This is a genomic window from Streptomyces sp. NPDC045695, assembly GCF_056432025.1.
In genome coordinates this window covers 33,712-52,216 of record NZ_JBWKJU010000012.1, presented here as the reverse complement: position 1 = coordinate 52,216, position 18,505 = coordinate 33,712, and the positions used below count along the sequence as shown (strand labels likewise).

General features: G+C 73.2%; 20 protein-coding genes. 10 read left to right on the top strand and 10 right to left on the bottom strand.

Features of this window, described 5'->3' with window-relative positions; genetic code table 11:
- Positions 1 to 17 precede the first annotated feature (17 nt).
- Complete coding sequence (locus AC07DU_RS21260) at positions 18 to 509, top strand: PH domain-containing protein (protein WP_479112902.1); 492 nt, start codon at positions 18 to 20, stop codon at positions 507 to 509.
- On the top strand, positions 506 to 1,897 hold the full coding sequence (locus AC07DU_RS21255) for a PH domain-containing protein (RefSeq protein ID WP_479112900.1): 1,392 nt from the start codon (positions 506 to 508) through the stop codon (positions 1,895 to 1,897). Before AC07DU_RS21260 ends, AC07DU_RS21255 begins: the two co-directional genes overlap by 4 nt.
- Before the next feature lie 29 nt (positions 1,898 to 1,926).
- On the opposite strand, the gene AC07DU_RS21250 is transcribed toward AC07DU_RS21255, so the two are convergent.
- Complete coding sequence (locus tag AC07DU_RS21250; protein WP_360894910.1) at positions 1,927 to 2,601, bottom strand: response regulator transcription factor; 675 nt, start codon at positions 2,599 to 2,601, stop codon at positions 1,927 to 1,929.
- A gap of 17 nt (positions 2,602 to 2,618) precedes the next feature.
- Complete coding sequence (locus AC07DU_RS21245; RefSeq protein WP_453371301.1) at positions 2,619 to 3,821, bottom strand: sensor histidine kinase; 1,203 nt, start codon at positions 3,819 to 3,821, stop codon at positions 2,619 to 2,621.
- 107 nt (positions 3,822 to 3,928) lie between these two features.
- On the opposite strand from AC07DU_RS21245, the gene AC07DU_RS21240 reads away from it, so the two are divergent.
- Positions 3,929 to 4,918 carry an SAM-dependent methyltransferase gene (locus AC07DU_RS21240; protein WP_479112898.1) on the top strand — a complete coding sequence of 330 codons (990 nt, stop codon included), beginning with the start codon at positions 3,929 to 3,931 and terminating at the stop codon, positions 4,916 to 4,918.
- A gap of 144 nt (positions 4,919 to 5,062) precedes the next feature.
- Here AC07DU_RS21240 and AC07DU_RS21235 read toward each other — a convergent pair whose 3' ends face one another.
- The 7 genes from AC07DU_RS21235 to AC07DU_RS21205 all read right to left on the bottom strand — a co-directional run bounded on the left by AC07DU_RS21235 (position 5,063) and on the right by AC07DU_RS21205 (position 13,451).
- A complete protein-coding gene (locus tag AC07DU_RS21235) occupies positions 5,063 to 6,610 on the bottom strand; it encodes a M28 family metallopeptidase (RefSeq protein ID WP_479112896.1) in 1,548 nt (515 codons plus the stop codon).
- Between the two features lie 140 nt (positions 6,611 to 6,750).
- A complete protein-coding gene (locus AC07DU_RS21230) occupies positions 6,751 to 7,875 on the bottom strand; it encodes a DUF5937 family protein (protein WP_479112894.1) in 1,125 nt (374 codons plus the stop codon).
- A 122-nt stretch (positions 7,876 to 7,997) separates the two neighbouring features.
- Positions 7,998 to 8,807 carry a type III pantothenate kinase gene (locus AC07DU_RS21225; protein ID WP_360894895.1) on the bottom strand — a complete coding sequence of 270 codons (810 nt, stop codon included), beginning with the start codon at positions 8,805 to 8,807 and terminating at the stop codon, positions 7,998 to 8,000.
- Positions 8,808 to 8,810: 3 nt separating this feature from the next.
- Entirely contained in the window at positions 8,811 to 9,779 is a 969-nt protein-coding gene (nadC, locus tag AC07DU_RS21220) for a carboxylating nicotinate-nucleotide diphosphorylase (protein WP_479035968.1), read from the bottom strand.
- Positions 9,780 to 9,781: 2 nt separating this feature from the next.
- A complete protein-coding gene (locus AC07DU_RS21215; RefSeq protein ID WP_479035965.1) occupies positions 9,782 to 11,533 on the bottom strand; it encodes an L-aspartate oxidase in 1,752 nt (583 codons plus the stop codon).
- Positions 11,530 to 12,522 carry a pantoate--beta-alanine ligase gene (gene panC, locus AC07DU_RS21210; RefSeq protein ID WP_360894886.1) on the bottom strand — a complete coding sequence of 331 codons (993 nt, stop codon included), beginning with the start codon at positions 12,520 to 12,522 and terminating at the stop codon, positions 11,530 to 11,532. The genes AC07DU_RS21215 and panC overlap by 4 nt, the downstream gene beginning before the upstream one ends.
- Complete coding sequence (locus AC07DU_RS21205) at positions 12,519 to 13,451, bottom strand: Rossmann-like and DUF2520 domain-containing protein (RefSeq protein ID WP_453371295.1); 933 nt, start codon at positions 13,449 to 13,451, stop codon at positions 12,519 to 12,521. Before AC07DU_RS21205 ends, panC begins: the two co-directional genes overlap by 4 nt.
- A gap of 110 nt (positions 13,452 to 13,561) precedes the next feature.
- Here AC07DU_RS21205 and AC07DU_RS21200 point away from each other — a divergent pair, with 110 nt between their 5' ends.
- The 7 genes from AC07DU_RS21200 (at position 13,562) to AC07DU_RS21170 (ending at position 17,655) form a co-directional block, all read left to right on the top strand.
- Positions 13,562 to 14,692: a threonine aldolase family protein gene (locus AC07DU_RS21200; RefSeq protein WP_479112891.1), complete on the top strand. Its 1,131-nt coding sequence runs from the start codon at positions 13,562 to 13,564 to the stop codon at positions 14,690 to 14,692.
- 121 nt (positions 14,693 to 14,813) lie between these two features.
- Positions 14,814 to 15,005 carry a DUF397 domain-containing protein gene (locus tag AC07DU_RS21195; protein ID WP_361952262.1) on the top strand — a complete coding sequence of 64 codons (192 nt, stop codon included), beginning with the start codon at positions 14,814 to 14,816 and terminating at the stop codon, positions 15,003 to 15,005.
- Between the two features lie 48 nt (positions 15,006 to 15,053).
- Positions 15,054 to 15,656, top strand: coding sequence for a hypothetical protein (locus AC07DU_RS21190; protein ID WP_479112889.1), 603 nt, complete (start codon positions 15,054 to 15,056; stop codon positions 15,654 to 15,656).
- A 174-nt stretch (positions 15,657 to 15,830) separates the two neighbouring features.
- Entirely contained in the window at positions 15,831 to 15,995 is a 165-nt protein-coding gene (locus AC07DU_RS21185; protein ID WP_360894871.1) for a hypothetical protein, read from the top strand.
- A 131-nt stretch (positions 15,996 to 16,126) separates the two neighbouring features.
- Positions 16,127 to 16,609: a BlaI/MecI/CopY family transcriptional regulator gene (locus AC07DU_RS21180; RefSeq protein WP_479112887.1), complete on the top strand. Its 483-nt coding sequence runs from the start codon at positions 16,127 to 16,129 to the stop codon at positions 16,607 to 16,609.
- A gap of 11 nt (positions 16,610 to 16,620) precedes the next feature.
- Positions 16,621 to 17,151, top strand: coding sequence for an amino-acid N-acetyltransferase (locus tag AC07DU_RS21175; protein ID WP_360894865.1), 531 nt, complete (start codon positions 16,621 to 16,623; stop codon positions 17,149 to 17,151).
- Between the two features lie 165 nt (positions 17,152 to 17,316).
- The gene (locus tag AC07DU_RS21170; protein ID WP_360894862.1) at positions 17,317 to 17,655 is read left to right on the top strand and encodes a histone-like nucleoid-structuring protein Lsr2; all 339 of its coding nucleotides are present in this window, start codon (positions 17,317 to 17,319) and stop codon (positions 17,653 to 17,655) included.
- Here AC07DU_RS21170 and AC07DU_RS21165 read toward each other — a convergent pair.
- Positions 17,634 to 18,245 carry an SCO3374 family protein gene (locus tag AC07DU_RS21165; protein ID WP_479112885.1) on the bottom strand — a complete coding sequence of 204 codons (612 nt, stop codon included), beginning with the start codon at positions 18,243 to 18,245 and terminating at the stop codon, positions 17,634 to 17,636. The two genes, AC07DU_RS21170 and AC07DU_RS21165, sit on opposite strands and share 22 nt — an antisense overlap.
- Positions 18,246 to 18,505 lie beyond the last annotated feature (260 nt).

Here is an 18,505-nt window from a genome sequence, read left to right as displayed (position 1 = left end):
AGTCCTAAGGTGGAGACATGGATACGGGGACGACGGGTGAGACGGGCGGGCCCGAGTGGGTGGGGCTGCCGGGCGGGCTGCTCGCCCTGCGGCGGATGCTGCTGGCGCTCTGGACGGTCCTCCTCGCGGTGGCGACCGGTGTCCTGCTCGCCCTGGTCGCGGGCCCGGTGTGGGCGGCCCTCGCGCTGCTCTGGGCGGCGGCCGCGGCCTGGGGCTGGGTGCTGCTCGGGCGGAACTGGCGGTCCTGGCGGTACGCGGAGCGCGTGGACGACCTGCTGATCAGCCGGGGCGTGCTGTGGCGGGAGGAGACCGTCGTCCCGTACGGGCGGATGCAGCTGGTCGAGGTGACCTCCGGCCCGCTGGAGCGGCGCTACGGCCTGGCCTCCGTACAGCTGCACACGGCCGCCGCGGCCACCGACGCCAAGATCCCCGGGCTGGTGCCGGCCGAGGCCGAGCGGTTGCGGGACCGGCTCACCGCCCTCGGCGAGGCAAGGTCGGCGGGCCTGTGAGCACCGGCCCGGCGGGCGACGGCCTCGCCCCCGTGCCCACCGCCGGCCCCGCCCCCGTGCCCGCCACCGGCCCCGCCCCCGAGCCGGCCACCGCGCCCGCCGCAGGCCGCCGGCTGCATCCCCTCACCCCGCTGCGGCGCGCCTGGGTGCCGATCGCCGCGACCGTCGGCGTCATCGCGCAGCAGGGCGACCGGGCCACCGCGTGGGTGGCGGACCTGTCGACCCTCCTGCGGTTCGCGGTGCTCGCGGGCCTGGTCCTGGTCTTCGGCGCGTACGGCTTCCTGAGCTGGTGGTGCACCCACTACGCCGTCACCGACACCGAACTGCGCATCCGCAGCGGACTGCTCTTCCGGCGCACCGCGCACATCCGCCTCGACCGGCTCCAGGCCGTGGACGTCACCCGGCCGCTGCTGGCCCGGCTGGCCGGCGTCGCCTCGCTGCGCCTCGACGTCATCGGCACCGAGGACAAGGACCAGCTGGCCTTCCTCGGGGAGAAGGAGGCCGTGGCCCTGCGCGCAGAGCTCCTCGCCCGGGCGGCGGGCTTCGCCCCCGAGGAGGCCGTGCGCCTGGGCGAGGCCCCGGACCGCGAACTGCTGCGGGTGAGCCCGCGCGAGCTCGCCGTATCGCTGCTGCTCAGCCTCGGCGTGCCGGCGGCGCTGGCGGGCGGGCTGGTCGCGCCGGTGGCCGTGTGGTGGTTCAGCTCCAGCCCGTGGGCCGCCGTCATCACCCTGCTCCCGATCCTCGGCGCGGTCTGGGCGGGCACCGCGGGCCGCTTCCTCGCGGAGTACGACTGGCGGGTCGCCGAATCCCCGGACGGGCTGCGCCTGGACCACGGCCTGCTGGACCGCGCCCACGAGACCGTGCCGCCGGGGCGCGTGCAGAGCGTACGGATCGTGGAGCCGCTGCTGTGGCGGCGGCGCGGCCTGGTCCGCGTGGAGCTGGCCGTGGCGGGCTCCCAGAACGAGGTCCTGGTCCCGGTGGCCTCCCGGGCCGCCGCGCACGCCGTGATCGCCCGGGTCCTGCCCGGGGTGGACCTGGCGGCGCTGGTCTTCTCCGGCTCCCCGGGGAACGGGGCGCGCTGGGTGGTCCCGGTGTGGTGGAAGGGCTACGCCCTGGCGGTGTCCCCGGAGGTGTTCACGGCGCGCCGCGGCCGCCTGTGCCGCCGTACGGAGATCGTCCCGCACGCCAAGGTGCAGAGCGTGCGGCTCACCCAGGGCCCCTGGGCCCGCGCCCGCGGCGTGGCCGACGTCCACGTGGACACCGGCGCGAACGGCACGGTCACGGCCCGCCTGCGCCAGGCGGCCGAAGCCACTGCCCTGCTGGCGGCCCAGGCCGCCCGCGCCCGTACGTCCCGGGCCTCGGCCCGGCCCGACCGCTGGATGACGTAGGGGGGCGGGGCAGGGGACCGCGTGGCGCGCTATCCGGCCCCGCCGCCCGCGCGCACCAGGCCCGTCTCGTACGCCAGGACCACCACCTGGACCCGGTCGCGCAGCCCCAGCTTCGTCAGGATGCGGCCCACGTGGGTCTTCACCGTCGCCTCCGACAGCACCAGCCGGGCCGCGATCTCACCGTTCGACAGGCCCTGGGCGACCAGCAGCATGACCTCGCGCTCGCGCTCCGTCAGCCGCTCGATCTCCTTGTTCTGCGGTTCCTGCGTGGTGCTCGGCAGCATCGGGGCGAAACGGTCCAGCAGGCGCCGCGTCGTGGACGGGGCGACGACCGCGTCCCCGCTGTGCACCGAGCGGATGGCCGCGAGCAGTTCGGCCGGCGGCACGTCCTTCAGCATGAACCCGCTCGCGCCCGCCTTCAGGCCCGAGAAGGCGTACTCGTCCAGGTCGAAGGTGGTCAGGATGATCACCTTCGGGTGCTCGTCCGGCGCGCAGATCCGCCGCGTGGCCTCGACCCCGTCGAGCTTCGGCATGCGGACGTCCATCAGCACCACGTCCACCTTCGTGGCCCGCAGCACCTCCAGCGCCTCCAGGCCGTCGCCCGCCTCGGCGACGACCTCCATGTCCGGCTGGGCGGCGAGCACCATCCGGAAGCCGGTGCGCAGCAGCACCTGGTCGTCGACCAGCATCACTCGGATGGACATCGGTTACCTCGTCCTCGTCATATCTTCTTCAGGGGAAGCAGTGCGCTGATCCGGAAGCCGCCGCCGGGCCGCGGCCCGGCGTCCAGGGTTCCGCCGACCATACCGATCCGCTCGCGCATGCCGATCAGCCCGTGCCCGGCGCCGTCCGCGCCGCCGTCCTGGTACAGCTCGTGGGCCGCGCCCCGGCCGTCGTCCTCGACCAGCAGGCCGAGCCCGTCGTCGAAGTAGACCAGCCGGACGCTGGCCCTCGCGTCGGGGCCCCCGTGCTTGCGGGTGTTGGTGAGCGCCTCCTGCACGATCCGGTACGCCGTCAGCTCGACGCCGCTGGGCAGCCGCCGCGGCGCGCCCTCGACCTCGAAGTCCACCGCGAGCCCGGCGGCCCGCACCTGCTCGACCAGGACCTCGATCTGTTCGACGTCCGGCTGCGGCACGTAGTCCTCGGACTCCTGCGGCTCGCCGGTGCGCAGGACGCCCAGCAGCCGGCGCATCTCGGCGAGGGCCTGGCGGCCGGTGCCGGAGATGGTCTGGAGGGCCTCCTTGGCCTGTTCGGGGGCCACGTCCATGACGTACGCGGCCCCGTCGGCCTGGACCACCATCACCGAGACGTTGTGCGCGACCACGTCGTGCAGCTCGCGGGCGATGCGGGCGCGCTCGGCGGCCACGGCCACCTTGGCCTGGGCCTCGCGTTCCTTCTCCAGCCGCTGGTTGCGCTCGACCAGCTGGGCGTAATAGGCCCGCCGGGTGCGCAGGGAGTCGCCCAGCACCCAGGCGAGGACGAAGGGGACGATCATGAAGAGGGTGAAGAGGGCGTTGTCGACGTCGTTGGTGCCCTTGTCCACGCCGAACCGCAGGAAGTACAGCGGGGCGGCGGCCAGCCCCCAGCCCAGGGCCGTGCGCGAGACCCACCGCGGGACGTCGCTCGCCGCGACGGTGAAGAGGACGACGAACACGGCGACGTCCCAGACGCCCGCCATGACGCCCACGGCCAGCTGGTAGACGCCCGCCCCGAGGGTGAGCCAGAACATGGCCTGCGTCCACTTGCGGCGCAGCGCCACGGCGGTGCTCAGCGCGAGGACCACGGGGACGGTCGCGAGCTTCAGGGAGGTGCTCGCCGGCGTGTCGGCCGCCACGTCCAGCATCGAGAACCCGAACAGGAGGACAGCCCAGAAGCTGTCGACGCCCGTCGGGTGTCTGCGGAGGAAGTCGTAGAGGCGCTGCACGTAACCCAGCGTAGGGAACGGGGATAGGTGCTGGAGTCAACCAGAGGTCCGAACCTCACATCCGGGGCGTACTCCCGAAGGTGGAGGCCGACCTTAGTCTGTGGGGGATGAGCACTCAGGACCGATACGAGGCGCCGGTCCGGTGGCGCGACGCGATGGAAACCGCGCTGTACGGGTCCGGCGGCTTCTACGTGCGTCCCGGCGGGCCGGGTCCCGCCGGGCACTTCCGCACCTCGGTACACGCCTCGCCCCTGTACGCGCGGGCCGTGGCCCGCCTGCTGCGGTGGGTGGACGCGGAGCTGGGGCACCCGGCGGAGCTCGGCCTGGTCGACGTCGGGGCCGGGCGCGGGGAGCTGCTGGCCGGGGTGCTCGCCGCGCTGGAGCCGGAGCCGGAGCTGGCCGCGCGGGTGCGTCCGTACGCCGTGGAGCGCGCGCGGCGGCCGGACGGGACCGACCCGCGGATCCGCTGGGTCGCCGAACCGCCCGAACGGACGACGGGGCTGCTCTTCGCGAACGAGTGGCTGGACAACGTGCCGCTGGAGATCGCGCAGGACGGGCGCTACGTCCTGGTCGCGCGCGACGGCACGGAGAGCCCGGGCGACCCCCTGGACGGCGCGGACCGGGCCTGGCTGGAGCGGTGGTGGCCGGGCGGGGGCCGTGCGGAGATCGGCCGGGCGCGCGACGAGGCCTGGGCGGCGGCCGTCGGGACCCTGGAGCGGGGCCTGGCCGTGGCGGTGGACTACGCCCACACCCGCGGGGCCAGGCCCCCCTACGGCACGCTCACGGGCTTCCGCTCGGGCCGGGAGGTCCCGCCGGTCCCGGACGGCAGCTGCGACGTCACCGCGCACGTGGCGCTGGACGCGTGCGCGGGGCCGGGGGCGGCCCTGCTGACCCAGCGCGAGGCGCTGGCGGACCTGGGCGTCTCGGGGGCCCGGCCGCCGCTCGCCCTGGCCTCCGCGGATCCGGCGGCCTACGTGCGGGGGCTGGCCGCGGCGGGGGAGGCGGCGGAGCTGACCGCCCGCGGCGGGCTGGGGGACTTCCTGTGGCTCTGCCAGCCGGTGGGCATCGGGGCGGCCTGGCCGGGGGCGGGCGGCTGACGGGGCGTGCGGCGCCGTTGCGGGGGCTCCGCCCCCGGGCCCCCGCGCCTCAAACGCCGGCGGGGCTGGAACGTGCGGAACCGCCGGGCGGGGCTGGGGATCAGCCTCGCCCGGCGGTCCGGGTCCTCGTCACTCCTGGACTCGTTACTCCTGGACCTCGTCGTGGCCGTCGTGCAGGCCGCCGCCGCTGCCCGTGCCGTCCGTGGGCGTCGAGACGACCGGCTTCGCCAGCGGGGCCAGGCAGAAGGCGTAGTGGCCGACCGCGTCCGCGATGACGTCCACGTTGATGTCGAGCGCCTTCTGGTCGATGTTGGTGATGTCGTCACCCTTGCCGTGGTAGTTCACGTCGTAGGCGACACCCGCCTGACCGCCGAACCGCGCGGCCTGGGCGTCCGTCTTGATGCCCTCGGCGCCCGTGAAGGTGCCGCCCGACGGGATGCCCACCTCGATGAACGGGCCGTAGTCCGAGCGGCCGGAGAAGTCCGTGCCCTCGTGCGGGACGTTCTTCGAGTCGAGGAAGTCGGTGATCCCCTTCTCCAGCTGGGCGGAGCCCTCCGGGCCGGGGCCCGCGCCGGTCGCGTCCGAGTCGTCGCCGTCGTAGACGAAGTACGCGGAGTTGGGCGAGGCGATCATGTCGAAGTTCAGGTAGAGCTTGATCTGCTTCTTCTGCTCGTCCGTCAGCCCGGCGACGTACGCCTCCGAGCCGAGCAGGCCGAACTCCTCGGCCGACCACCAGGCGAACTTGACCTTGTTCTTGATCTTCGACTGACTGCTCGCCAGGCGCTGCGCCACCTGGAGGATGCCGGCCGAGCCGGAGCCGTTGTCGTTGATGCCCGCGCCCGCCGCGACCGAGTCCAGGTGCGCGCCCAGGAAGACGGTGTTGTCCTCGTCGCCGCCACGGGTCTCCGCGATGACGTTGTACGTCTTGCGGTTCTCGCGCAGCTGGCGGATGTCGAGGGTGACCTCGACCGGCCCGGCCGTGGCCTCGGCGGCGAGCTTCTCGCCCTCCGCCTGGGTCACGCCGCCCGTCGGGACCTTGCCCGCGTCGGGGCCGCCGAGGGTGCCGTTGAGGGCGCCCGCGGTGTTGTTGTAGATGATCGCGCCGACCGCACCGGCCGCGGCCGCGTTGGCCTGCTTCGCCGCGAAGGGGCAGCCGCCGCGCTTGACCAGGGCGATCTTGCCGGTGAAGGCGCCCGCGGCGAAGTCGCCGGGCTCGCAGCCGTTGGTGCCGTCCGCGTCGACCGGGGCGACGGCGACCTGGGCCGTGATGCCGCCCTCCGGGGTGCTCGTCGTGTACGACATCAGGTGGATCGGGACGTCGCGGCCGTTCGCGCCGTTCACCGTGAGCTTCTCGGCGATGGTCTCGACGTACACGAAGTCGAACTCGTTCTTCGTGACCTCGTAGCCGGCCGCCTTCATGACGGCCTCGACGTACTGGGCGGACTGCACGTGACCCTTGGAACCGGCCACGCGCGTGCCGTTGTTGTAGTCGGCGATCGACTGCAGGACCTTCAGGTGGTTGTACGCGCCCTTGCCGGTCGCGTCCTTGACCAGTTTCCTGGCCAGCGCGTCACCCCGGGCGGCATCGCTCTGCGGGCTGGTGGCACCGGCCGGTCCGGCGAGCAGCAGAGGTGAGACGAGGGCCGCTGCGGCCAGGGCGGCGGTTGCTGCGGCTATACGGCGTGAGGGCATGCAGGGTCCTTCCACGGCAAAAATGCGAGCAGGGAGGAGCAGTGGACGCACGTTAAGCAGCAACCAGCCACTCTGACCAGACTTTCAACTGATTCCGGTTTATGAATTCCGCATATCGGCGAGGGGCGTGCGAGCGCGCGTCAGCGCAGGACGCCCTCGATGAAGTCCGAGCCGATGCGTGCGACCACGGCCAGGTCCAACTGGTGCTGGACATAGCGGCCTTCGCGGATCGTATGCGTCAGACCGGCCCTTTTCAGGACGGCCAGATGCCGTGACACCTCCGGCGCGCTGATCCCGTACACGCGCGCCAGTTCGCCCGTCGTGTACGGCGCCCGGGCCAGACTGCGGCACAGCCTCATCCGCAGGGGATGCGCCAGGGCCTCCATCCGCCGCTGGAGCAGTTCCACCGAGCCCGGCGCGGAGGCCGGTTCGGGTATGGCGAGCGGATAGTGGACCACCGGACGCCAGCCCGGTGCGTGCAGCACGAGCAGGTGCGGCCAGCCGAAGTTGGTCGGCACGAAGACCACGCCGGTGCCTATTCGGGTGTCGGTCGCGGTCGTCGACCCGCTCACCATCTTGTCGACGGTGATGGTGGTGCGGTCCTCGTCGACGCTCAGCGCCGTCGAGACCTCCTTCAGCGCGGCCGGCAGTCCCTTGTGCCGCAGCAGCCCGGTCTTGTGCCGGGCGTCGGCGCTCTGCGCGGGCTCGACGCGCTTCCAGGTCTCGGCGAAGAAGGCCTCGTCACAGTCCTCCAGGAGCCGCCGCAGCCACACCCGGACGCCCGGCGGGTCGTCCAGTAGCCGCTGGGAGAAGCCCAGTTGGCGCGGGCCGCGGGCGGCGGCCGCCGCCAGGGCCCTGGCCCGGGCCGCGGGGTCGTGGAGCGGCGAGGGCCAGCCGCCCTCGTCGTAGAGCGCCAGCCAGCAGTGCTCCAGGGCGGCCGTCACGAACCGCTCGTCGTCCATCCGGTCGAGTACGTCGAGCTCCTCGGCCAGGGTCGCGGCGGGCAGCCCCGTGCCGCCGGGGACACCGGCGAAGGCCATGAAGACGTCGGAGAAGGAGCTCCGCCACATGAAGTCGCCCTCCAGCAGCCGGTCCGCGAGGGCCGGGTCGAGCGAGGCGGCTGTGGCGGTGGTCCAGGAGGTGAGCCCGGGGTGGTGGGCGGGCTGGGAGAGCGCGTGCAGCGCCATGCAGAGCTCTGCGAGAGGGGAGGGCGCGAAGGCGATCCGCTCGGGTGGCAGGCCCGCGATGTCGATGGTGACGCTCATCAGGCCATTCTGCCGGTGTGATGGTGTGAGAAATGGGGGACGCGAGGTGGCGGACGGGTGGTTCGTGCGGCGCGCCGCCGACGGGGCCCGCGGCGCCGGAAGAGCGGCGCGCAGGCCCCGTACTAGCCGAAGTTCGGCGCGTTGCGCTCGTACACCAGGCGCAGGCCGATCAGCGTCAGCCACGGCTCGTGGTCGTCGATCACCGCGGACTCCCCGAGGACGACCGGGGCCAGCCCGCCGGTGGCGATGATGCGGACGTCGTCCGGGTTGCCGGCCGGCCCCGCGAGCTCCTTCGCCATCCGGGTCACGATCCCGTCCACCTGGCCCGCGAACCCGTGGACCACGCCCGACTGCATCGCCTCGACCGTCGACTTCCCGATCACGTTGCGCGGCCGGGCCAGCTCGATCTTCCGCAGCTGGGCGCCCCGCAGTCCGAGGGCCTCCATCGAGATCTCGATGCCCGGGGAGATCACCCCGCCCACGTACTCGCCCTTCGCGGACACCGCGTCGAAGGTGGTCGCCGTACCGAGGTCCACCACGATCGCGGGGCCCCCGTACAGCTCGACCACCGCGACCGCGTTGACGATGCGGTCCGCGCCGACCTCCTTCGGGTTGTCCATGAGGATCGGCACGCCCGTCTTGGTGCCGGGCTCCACGATCACCGCCGGCACGTCGCCGTAGTAGCGGCGGGTCACCTCGCGCAGCTCGTGCAGGACCGCCGGCACCGTCGAGCAGATCGCGATGCCGTGGATGCCGTCGCCCAGCTCGCTGCCGAGCATCGGGTGCGTCCCCATCAGGCCCTGCATGAGCACGGCCATCTCGTCCGCCGTGCGCCGCGGGTCGGTCGAGATGCGCCAGTGCTCGACGATCTCGTCACCGTCGAACAGGCCCAGGACCGTGTGGGTGTTGCCCACGTCGATGGTGAGGAGCACCTGTTACACCGCCTCGCGCAGGTCGAGACCGATGTCCAGGATCGGGGAGGAGTGCGTCAGGGCGCCGACGGCCAGGTAGTCCACGCCGGTCTGCGCGTACGCCCGGGCGGTGTCCAGGGTCAGGCGGCCCGAGGACTCCAGCACCGCGCGGCCGGCCACCAGGGCCACGGCCTCGGCGGTCTGCTCGACCGTGAAGTTGTCCAGCAGGATCAGGTCGGCGCCCGCCTTCAGCACCTCGTCGACCTGCTCCAGGGTGTCGACCTCGACCTCGATCGGGACCTCCGGGAAGGCCTCCCGTACGGCCTGGAAGGCCTGCGCGACGCCGCCGGCCGCCACCACGTGGTTGTCCTTGACCAGCGCGGCGTCCGACAGCGACATCCGGTGGTTGACGCCGCCGCCGCAGCGGACCGCGTACTTCTCCAGCGAGCGCAGGCCCGGCGTGGTCTTGCGGGTGTCGCGCACCTTGGCCGTGGTGCCCTCCAGGACGTCAGCCCAACGGCGGGTGGCCGTCGCGATGCCCGACAGCCGGCACAGGATGTTCAGCGCGCTGCGCTCCGCCGTGAGCAGGTCACGGGTGTGCGCGCGGACGGACAGCAGCAGCTGCCCGGCCTCGACGGTGTCGCCGTCCTCCGCGTGCCGCTCCACCTCGAAGGCCTCGGTGCAGACCACCGAGAACACGGCCTCGGCGATGCGCAGACCGGCCACGACCCCGTTCTCGCGGGCGACGAAGTCGGCGACGGCCTCGGCGTCCTCGGGCACCGTGGCCACGGTGGTGACGTCCACGCCGCCGTCCAGGTCCTCGGAGAGCGCCATGTGGGCGATGTCCTCGACCTCGATGGGGTCCAGGCCCGCGTCGGCGAGCAGCTGGGCCAGCGCCGGGTCCAGGCCGCTCTCCTCGCCGTCGCCGCAGCCGCAGTCGTCGCCGCAGCCGCCGTCGTTCTGGTCGATCAGGGGAAGTTCGGGGGTGCTCACGGTCACTGCTCCAGGCTCGGGGGGTTCAGGGGTTCCACTGCGGGGAAGTCCGCGGAGTCGGTGGGGACGACGACCAGGGCCCGCTTCTCGGTCGCCGAGAGGCGCACGACGAGATGGCGGCGCCAGTCGGCATCGTCGCGGTCCGGGTGGTCCTCGCGCCAGTGGCAGCCGCGGGTCTCCACGCGCCGCTCGGCGGCGGCGACCAGGACCCGCGCCACGCACAGCAGGTTCGTGGCCTCCCAGGTGTCCACGCCCGGCTCGGCGGTCTTGCCGTGCGCTTCGAGGTCGTTCAGGGCGGTCGCGTACAGCGCTTCGAGGGCGCCGGCCGCCGTGCTCAGCGACGCGGCGGAACGGAGCACGCCCGCGCCGTCCGTCATGATCCGCTGGATCTCGTGCCGCGCCGCGGCGGGCTGGAGCGGGCCGGTCGCGGGCACCGGGACGACCGGATCGGCGCTGTCGTACCGCTGGGTGATGATGTCCTCGGCGATCCGCTCGGCGAAGACCAGGCCCTCCAGCAGGGAGTTCGAGGCGAGCCGGTTCGCGCCGTGCACCCCGGTGCAGGCGACCTCGCCGCAGGCGTACAGGCCGCGGACGGTGGTCCGCCCCTGCAGGTCGGTCCGTACGCCGCCGGACGCGTAGTGCGCGGCGGGCGCGACCGGGATCGGCTCGGTCACCGGGTCGATGCCGTGGGCCCGGCAGGCGGCGAGGATCGTCGGAAAGCGCTGCTCCCACATCTCGGCGCCGAAGTGCCGGGCGTCCAGGAACATGTGCTGCGCGCCCTGCTCCTGCATGCGGCGCATGATGCCCTTGGCGACGATGTCGCGCGGGGCCAGCTCGGCGAGCTCGTGCTGGCCGACCATGAAGCGCACGCCATCCGCGTCGACGAGGTACGCGCCCTCGCCCCGGACCGCCTCCGACACCAGCGGCTGCTGCCCCTCGGCCTCCGGGCCGAGGAACAGCACCGTCGGATGGAACTGCACGAATTCGAGGTCGGAGACCTCCGCGCCGGCGCGCAGCGCGAGCGCCACGCCGTCACCGGTGGACACCGACGGGTTGGTGGTGGCCGAGAACACCTGGCCCATGCCGCCGGTCGCGAGGATCACGGCGGGCGCGTGGACCGCGCCGACCCCGTCGTGCTGGCCCTCGCCCATGACGTGCAGCGTGACGCCGGCCGTACGGCCCTGCGCGTCCTGGAGCAGGTCCAGTACGAGCGCGTTCTCCACCGTCTCGATGCCCGCGGCCTGGACCGCCTCGACGAGCGCCCGCGAGATCTCGGCGCCCGTGGCGTCGCCGCCCGCGTGCGCGATCCGGCGGCGGTGGTGGCCGCCCTCGCGGGTCAGCTCTATCTCGCCGGTCTCCTCGGAGGTGTCGAAGACCGCGCCCGTGGCCATCAGCCGGCGCACCGCGTCGGGGCCCTCGGTGACGAGCAGCCGCACGGCCGCCTCGTCGCACAGGCCCGCGCCCGCGACCAGGGTGTCGTCCAGGTGCTGCTCGGGGGTGTCGCCCTCGCCGAGGGCCGCGGCGATCCCGCCCTGGGCCCAGCGGGTGGAGCCGTCGTCGAGCCTGGCCTTGGTGACCACGACCGTACGGCGGCCCCCGGCGGCGCAGCGCAGCGCGGCCGTCAGGCCCGCCACGCCGGAACCGACGACCACGACATCGGCGTCGAGGGACCAGCCGGGGGCCGGTGCGTGCAGCCGTATGCCGGTGCCCGCTTCCGCGCCGTCCGAGGGGATGCCTCTGCCTGGGGTGCTCACGAGTGTGCTCCGAACTCCAATGGGATGTTGTCGATCAGCCGGGTCGTGCCCACCTTCGCCGCGACGGCCAGCACGGCCTGCCCGGTGAAGTCGGGTCCGGCCTCGGTGAAGTCCTTCGGGTCCACCAGCGCCAGGTAGTCCAGCACGAGCGGCGGCTCGTGGCGGCCCGCCTCCTCCAGGACGTGGCGCGCGGCGGCCCGTACGGCGTCCGGCAGCCCCCCGCCCGCCGCCGAGACGGCGTGCGCGTCGGCGGAGGCGCGGATCTCGCCGAGCCGCGCCAGCGCGGTGGCCCGCTCGTCGCTGGCCGGGGCGGCCTCGGCGCGGGCGCGCAGCGCCGCCTGCGCGGCGAGCCGGTCCTGTCCGGCGAACAGGGCGCGGGACAGCGCCAGGGCGGTCTGCCGCTCGGCGGGGGAGAGGTAGCGGTTGCGGGACGACAGCGCGAGCCCGTCCTCCTCGCGGACGGTCGGCACGCCGACCACCTCGACGGGGAAGTTCAGGTCGGTCACCATCCGCCGGATCAGGGCCAGTTGCTGCGCGTCCTTCTGACCGAAGAGGGCCAGGTCGGGACGGGTCAGGTGGAGCAGCTTGGCGACGACGGTCAGCATCCCGTCGAAGTGGCCGGGGCGGGTGGCCCCTTCGAGTCGCTCGCCCATGGGGCCGGCGCTGATCCGCACCTGCGGGTCGCCGCCCGGGTAGACCTCCTCGACGGACGGCGCGAACACCGCGTCGGCGCCCGCCCCTTCGGCGATCCGCAGGTCCGCGTCGAGGGTGCGCGGATAGCGGTCGAGGTCCTCGCCCGCCCCGAACTGCAGCGGGTTGACGAAGACGGTGACCACGACCTGCCCCTCGGGCCCGGCCAGCTCGCGCGCCGTTCGCACCAGGGTGGCGTGGCCCTCGTGCAGGGCGCCCATGGTCATCACCACGGCCCGGCGGCCGGTGCGCGGGAGCGCCAGGAGCTCCCCGGCGGTGTCGATCAGCAGCTCGCTCACTGGTCCCCGCCCCCGGTGCCGGTGACGGTGCCGGGGCCGGCGTCGTCCGCGAGGACACCGAGCAGGTCCTCGGCGAGTTCGGGCTTGAGCAGACCGTGCGCGAGGGCCCGGTCGGCGGTGGTGCGGGCCATCGCCAGGTACCCGGCGACCGTGCCGGGCGCGTGCCTGCGCAGCTCCGAGACGTGCGCGGCGACCGTACCGGCGTCACCGCGGGCCACCGGCCCGGTCAGGGCGCCGTCACCGGAGCGCAGGGCGTTGTCGAGGGCCGCGCCGAGCAGCGGGCCGAGCATCCGGTCGGGGTGCTCGACCCCGGCCTTGTGGAGAAGCTCCATCGACTGGGCGACCAGCGTGACGAGGTGGTTCGCGCCGAGGGCGAGAGCCGCGTGGTAGAGCGGACGGCTCTCCTCCGCGATCCACTCGGGCTCCCCGCCCATCTCGATGACCAGGGCCTCGGCGGCGAGCCGCAGCTCCTCGGGGGCGGTGACGCCGAAGGAGCAGCCGGCCAGGCGCTGCACGTCGACCTCGGTACCGGTGAAGGTCATCGCGGGGTGCAGGGCCAGCGGCAGACCGCCCGCGCGGCGCGCCGGGTCCAGCACGGCGGTCCCGTACCGCCCCGAGGTGTGGACGAGGAGCTGCCCGGGCCGGATCGCGCCGGTCTCGGCGAGACCCTCCACGAGGGACGGCAACGCGTCGTCGGGCACGGTCAGCAGGACGAGGTCGGCCAGCTCCAGCACCTGGGCGGGCGGTACGAGCGGTACGTCGGGCAGCATCCGCGCGGCGCGGCGCACGGACGCGTCGGAGACTCCGGAGACGGCGACGGGCCGGTGCCCGGCCTGCTGGAGCGCGCGGGCCAGCGCCGGACCGACGCGGCCGGCTCCGACGACGCCGACGGCGAGCCGGGCAGGGCGCGGCTGCTGTGATGAGTTCACGCGGGGAGGGCCTTCCGTTCCAGTCCGCGGGGGGTACCGGACGTTACGCGGCCATGCTAGCTCCTGGCCCATTGGCGGGTCGGCGGCGACAGGGGCGAGGATCGGACCCCATGAGCGACGACACCGAGAACACGGAACGCACGAGGCGGCTGGTGGCGGCCTGGCGCGGGGCCGAGCGCAAGCTCTCCCGCAGCCTGCTGGAACCCACGGTCGGGGAGCTGCTCGCCCCGCTCGCCGGAGCCCCGTACGACATGGACGCACCCGCCGACGCGTACGGCGACGGGGTCGTGGAAGCGCTGGAGCGCAGGGTGGCGCAGCTGCTGGGGACCCAGGACGCCGCGTTCTTCCCGACGGGGACGATGGCGCAGCAGATCGCGCTGCGGTGCTGGGCCGGCCGGACCGGGAACCCGGTGGTGGCCCTGCACCCGCTGAGCCATCCGGAGAAGTGGGAGGGCCAGGCCCTGTCGGCCGTGTCCGGGCTGCGGGTGGTGCACCCGACGACGGAGGCGCGCCAGCCGACGCCCGCGGAGGTCACGGAGCTGCGCGAACCCTTCGGCACCCTGATGCTGGAGCTGCCCCTGCGGGACGCGGGCTTCCTCCTGCCCTCCTGGGAGGAGCTGGAGGCCCTGGTCGACGCGGCCCGCGAACGGGAGGCGGTGGTCCACTTCGACGGGGCCCGGCTGTGGGAGTCCACCGTCCACTTCGGGCGCACCCTGCCGGAGATCGCCGCGCTGGCGGACTCGGTGTACGTCTCCTTCTACAAGTCGCTGGGCGGCCTGAGCGGGGCCGCGCTGGCGGGCTCGTGGGAGTTCGTGGAGGAGACCCGGGTCTGGCGCCACCGGTACGGCGGCCAGATCTTCCGGCAGTTCCCGCAGGCCCTGTCCGCGCTGGCGGGACTGGAGCGGGAGCTGCCGCGCCTGCCGCAGTACGTCGCCCAGGCGCGGGTGGTGGCGGGCGCGCTGAGCACGGCGTTCGCGGAGTCGGGGGTCCCGTGGTCCCGGATCCACCCGCAGGAGCCGCACACCCACCAGTTCCAGGTGTGGCTCCCGTACGAGGCGGACCGCCTGACGGAGGCGGGCCTGCGCCAGGCGGAGGAGACGGGCACCGTCCTCTTCCGCCGGTGGTCCCCCGACGGGCCGCCGGGTCTGTCGGTGACGGAACTGGAGATCACCGCACCGGGGCTGTCCTGGACGGAGTCCGACGTGAAGGAGGCGGTGGCGGCCTTCGTGGCCCGGCTGTAGGGGGTGTCGGGGGCGGCGGAGCCCGAAACACCGAATTCCGGGAAAGTCACCGGCCGGGCCGGTCACGGGGATACCGTCCCTTCACGGAAAATGACCGGCCACCGTGCCCGGAGGAGACACCATGACCGCACCGACCGCGTGGCAGAAGTCCTCGTTCTGCGGTGAGGGCGACGCCTGCGTCTACGTCGCCACCGCCCCCGGCGCCCTCGTCCGCGTCGCCGACCGCGTCGACCCGGCCCATCTCGTGCTCGCCACCACCCAGGCCGCCTGGGCCGACTTCCTGCGCGCCGTCAAGGAGACCGCCGCGCCGTAACCCCTCACCCTGAGGGAGTTTTGTCCGATTAGCGCGTATCTTCGGCCCATGCCCACGCCCTACGGATCCCGCGGCGGCATGGCGTTCAGCGCGGCTGAGCTGCACGTGCTCAGGCGCCTCCTCGCCCACGCCCTCCAGCCCTCCTCGGCCCCCCTGACGACTCCGTCGGCCCTGACGGCCGCGGAGGTCCAGGACTGCCTGCACCTCGCGCAGTCGGTGGACGACGCGGTCCTGGAGGCGGGCCGGCTCAGAGCCTTCCTCCTGGCGGATCTGGCCCGCTACCGGGGGGCCCTGCCCGGCAGCCTCCCGGGCTACCTGGAGCTGCTCCAGGACGCCCTGGCCGCCGGCTACGAGCCGGTCCCCGACGACCTGGCCGCCCTGCGCGCGCTGCGCGCCAACCCGGTCGCGGCCGCGCTGCTGGAGCGGGCCCAGGGCGTCGCGGAGCGCTCCGTACGTCGTCGCCTGTCGACGACCCCCGCACCCCGCACGCGGCTGCTCGCCCTGGCCGGCCGCAAGGAGGAGCCGTCGCGGCCGGCGCCGCAGCCGAAGGAGCCGCCGCGTCCCGAGCGGCCGGTCCCGACCCCCGGCGAGGTCTTCCCGCCGCGGCGCAAGCCCACCTCGCCCCCGGCGGCCGGGCTGGCGTGCGGGTAGTGCTGTGACCGGAGAGGTTCACCGCGTCGCGGCGCCCGGCACGGCACCTCGCCGCGTTGTCGGACCGCGCAGGTACGTCCAGTACGAGCCGCGGCCCTCCGCCTTGCGATGCACCGCACCGGACGCCGCGACCCGGCAAACCTCTCCGGCCACAGCACTCGCTAGTCTGAGGGCATGGACTACGTCTCCGCGCTCGTGCCCCCCATCGCGATGGCCGCGTTCTTCATCGCTCTCGTCGTGACGATCGTGAAGAGCCAGGGCGGCTCCAACAAGGCCAAGGAGGACGCGGCGGTCGACGCCGTGATCGCCCGGGCCGAAGCCGCCCAGCAGCAGAAGTAAGCCTCCGGGCAGGAGTGAGGCCGCACCGGCCGTACTCCTGCCCGACTTCGACGGGGCGTCCCCGGAATGTCGCCGCGCGTTACCGGGTGAATAGTCGGGCAATTCCGCACAACTCGCACTATCGTGCTGTTGTGCCTCGCCCCTTGGGAGAACTCGAAGACGCCGTCATGACGCGGGTGTGGCAGTGGAACCGCCCGGTCACTGTTCGCGAAGTGCTGGAAGACCTCCAGCAGGAACGGTCCATCGCGTACACCACGGTCATGACCGTTATGGACAATCTTCATCAGAAGGGCTGGGTCCGCCGGGAAGCCGAAGGCCGCGCCTATCGATATACGGCGGTCTCCACCCGCGCCGCCTACTCGGCCGCACTGATGAACGAAGCCTGGTCGACGAGCGACAACCCGGCGGCCGCCCTGGTCGCCTTCTTCGGCATGATGTCGGCGGAACAGCGCGAAGCCCTCCGGGACGCCGTACGGGTCGTCCAGCACGACGACGAGTCCGCCGCCGACGTCCCCGCCCCGCCCCCCGCCGCATCCCCCGCCGCCGGCGAAGCCGCCGCTCCCGGCGAAGTCCGGGGGGACTCCGCCGAGCGCCCGGCGGAGCCGGGGCGATAACGTCCGCAGCCATGGGAGAGTTTTCCACTGCACATGCAGAAACAGTGACGATCCGCCGTGCCCGCACCGGTGATGTTCCCGCGCTGCGTCGCCTCCTCGACCAGTACGTGCAGCAGCGGATCCTGCTCGACAAAGCGCCGGTCGTCCTTTACGAGGACATCCAGGAGTTCTGGGTCGCGGAACGCGACCGCGACGGTCAGGTGGTCGGCTGCGGCGCTCTCCACGTGATGTGGGAAGACCTGGCCGAAGTGCGCACTCTCGCCGTCGACCGCGAGTTGAAGGGCGCCGGCGTCGGTCACCAGGTGCTGGAGCAGTTGTTGCGGACGGCCCGCACCCTCGGGGTGAGCCGGGTTTTCTGCCTGACCTTCGAAGTGGACTTCTTCGCGAAGCACGGCTTCGTCGAGATCGGGGAGACTCCGGTCGAGACCGATGTGTACATGGAGCTGCTGCGTTCCTATGACGAGGGCGTCGCGGAGTTCCTCGGTCTCGAACGAGTGAAGCCGAACACCTTGGGCAACAGTCGGATGCTTCTGCACCTCTGATCGATGGCCTTGGCTTTTCCCGCCCTCGGCACACCTGTGGCCTATGTCCGAATCGCGCACGTTTCCCGCCCCGTAGTGGTCTCGAACCTCTCCCCGGGGGTTTGTGTTTTCCACGCAAAAGCGGTTTCCTTTCCGCGTACTGCTTTTCGATGAAAGGAAATCCCGGTGGCACAGAAGGTTCAGGTCCTTCTTGTCGACGACCTCGACGGTGGCGAGGCGGACGAGACGGTGACGTTCGCTCTGGATGGCAAGACCTACGAGATCGACCTCACCACCGCCAACGCTGAAAAGCTCCGCGGTCTGCTCGACCCGTACACCAAGGGCGGCCGCCGCACCGGTGGCCGTGCCACCGCGGCGCGCGCCAAGGGCCGCGGCGGCGCGACGGCCGCCAACCCGGACACCGCGCTCATCCGGGCGTGGGCGAAGGACAACGGCTGGAACGTGAACGACCGCGGCCGCGTCCCGGCCGAGATCCGCGAGGCCTACGAGAAGGCCAACGGCTGACAAGCCGCTGACGTAAGACGCCCCAGGCGGGCCCGGTGGCATTCCGTCGCCGCCGCGGCCACCAGGCGTACGAGATCGGGCCCGGCCGTGCCTTTTCCAGGACGGGGCCCGACGGCCCTTCCCTGCCCGGGCAGGGCCGGCAGCAGTGCCTCACACCCCTGCTCGGGGGGTCGCAGCCACACGGCGGCTCCCCGAGGGCTGTCCCGCACGGACATCCCCGGGGGAGCCGGGGCGGTGATCCTGCCCCCCGCACCCAGGGCGGCGAGATCCAGGGCGACCCCGCCCCATTCGAGCCAGTCGAGCAGCCCGTCCAGCTCCTCTGCGCTCCCCGCGGCCACCAGGAACCGCATCCGGCGCCCCATGAGCGCCACCGGGCCCGTGGCGACCGGCCTGCGCAGCACCGCCGCCCCCGCATCGGACGGCAGCTCCAGCACGTCGAAGCCGATCCCGGTCACGAGCTGGGCGGGCGGGCCGGCGGTGACGGCCCAGCCGAGCACTCTCCCGTACCAGGAGGCGTACGTGTCGCCCTCGGGCGGGACGCGGGGCGTCGGGACGGTCGGCGGCACGCTCGGCGGAACGGTTACGGCCATGCCCGGAGCAACTGCGCAAACGCCCCGGGGTTACGGTCGGAGTGACGCTCCGCACCCGTTCCTGAGCGGAACGTAAACGTCCGCGGCGGCGGAGTCCCACATTCGGGACGCAGTCGTGTTCGCCCTCAGCGGAGGGAAGTGGTGCGATCGGCATGGAGTGTCAGCCCTTACGGGTAAGACATTGCCTAGTGGATCGGGGCGACACGCTGATTTGAGCGGCTTCCGTTCGCCGTCGGCGTACACGCATGACGGGTATCTGC

Excerpts from the sequence above, each read along its gene's own strand:
- AC07DU_RS21260 (WP_479112902.1), top strand. The coding sequence starts at position 18 with ATGGATACGGGGACGACGGGTGAGACGGGCGGGCCCGAGTGGGTGGGG.
- AC07DU_RS21250 (WP_360894910.1), bottom strand. The coding sequence starts at position 2,601 with ATGTCCATCCGAGTGATGCTGGTCGACGACCAGGTGCTGCTGCGCACC.
- AC07DU_RS21240 (WP_479112898.1), top strand. The coding sequence starts at position 3,929 with ATGAGCACTCAGGACCGATACGAGGCGCCGGTCCGGTGGCGCGACGCG.
- AC07DU_RS21235 (WP_479112896.1), bottom strand. The coding sequence starts at position 6,610 with ATGCCCTCACGCCGTATAGCCGCAGCAACCGCCGCCCTGGCCGCAGCG.
- AC07DU_RS21230 (WP_479112894.1), bottom strand. The coding sequence starts at position 7,875 with ATGAGCGTCACCATCGACATCGCGGGCCTGCCACCCGAGCGGATCGCC.
- AC07DU_RS21200 (WP_479112891.1), top strand. The coding sequence starts at position 13,562 with ATGAGCGACGACACCGAGAACACGGAACGCACGAGGCGGCTGGTGGCG.
- AC07DU_RS21195 (WP_361952262.1), top strand. The coding sequence starts at position 14,814 with ATGACCGCACCGACCGCGTGGCAGAAGTCCTCGTTCTGCGGTGAGGGC.
- AC07DU_RS21190 (WP_479112889.1), top strand. The coding sequence starts at position 15,054 with ATGCCCACGCCCTACGGATCCCGCGGCGGCATGGCGTTCAGCGCGGCT.
- AC07DU_RS21185 (WP_360894871.1), top strand. The coding sequence starts at position 15,831 with ATGGACTACGTCTCCGCGCTCGTGCCCCCCATCGCGATGGCCGCGTTC.
- AC07DU_RS21175 (WP_360894865.1), top strand. The coding sequence starts at position 16,621 with ATGGGAGAGTTTTCCACTGCACATGCAGAAACAGTGACGATCCGCCGT.
- AC07DU_RS21165 (WP_479112885.1), bottom strand. The coding sequence starts at position 18,245 with ATGGCCGTAACCGTTCCGCCGAGCGTGCCGCCGACCGTCCCGACGCCC.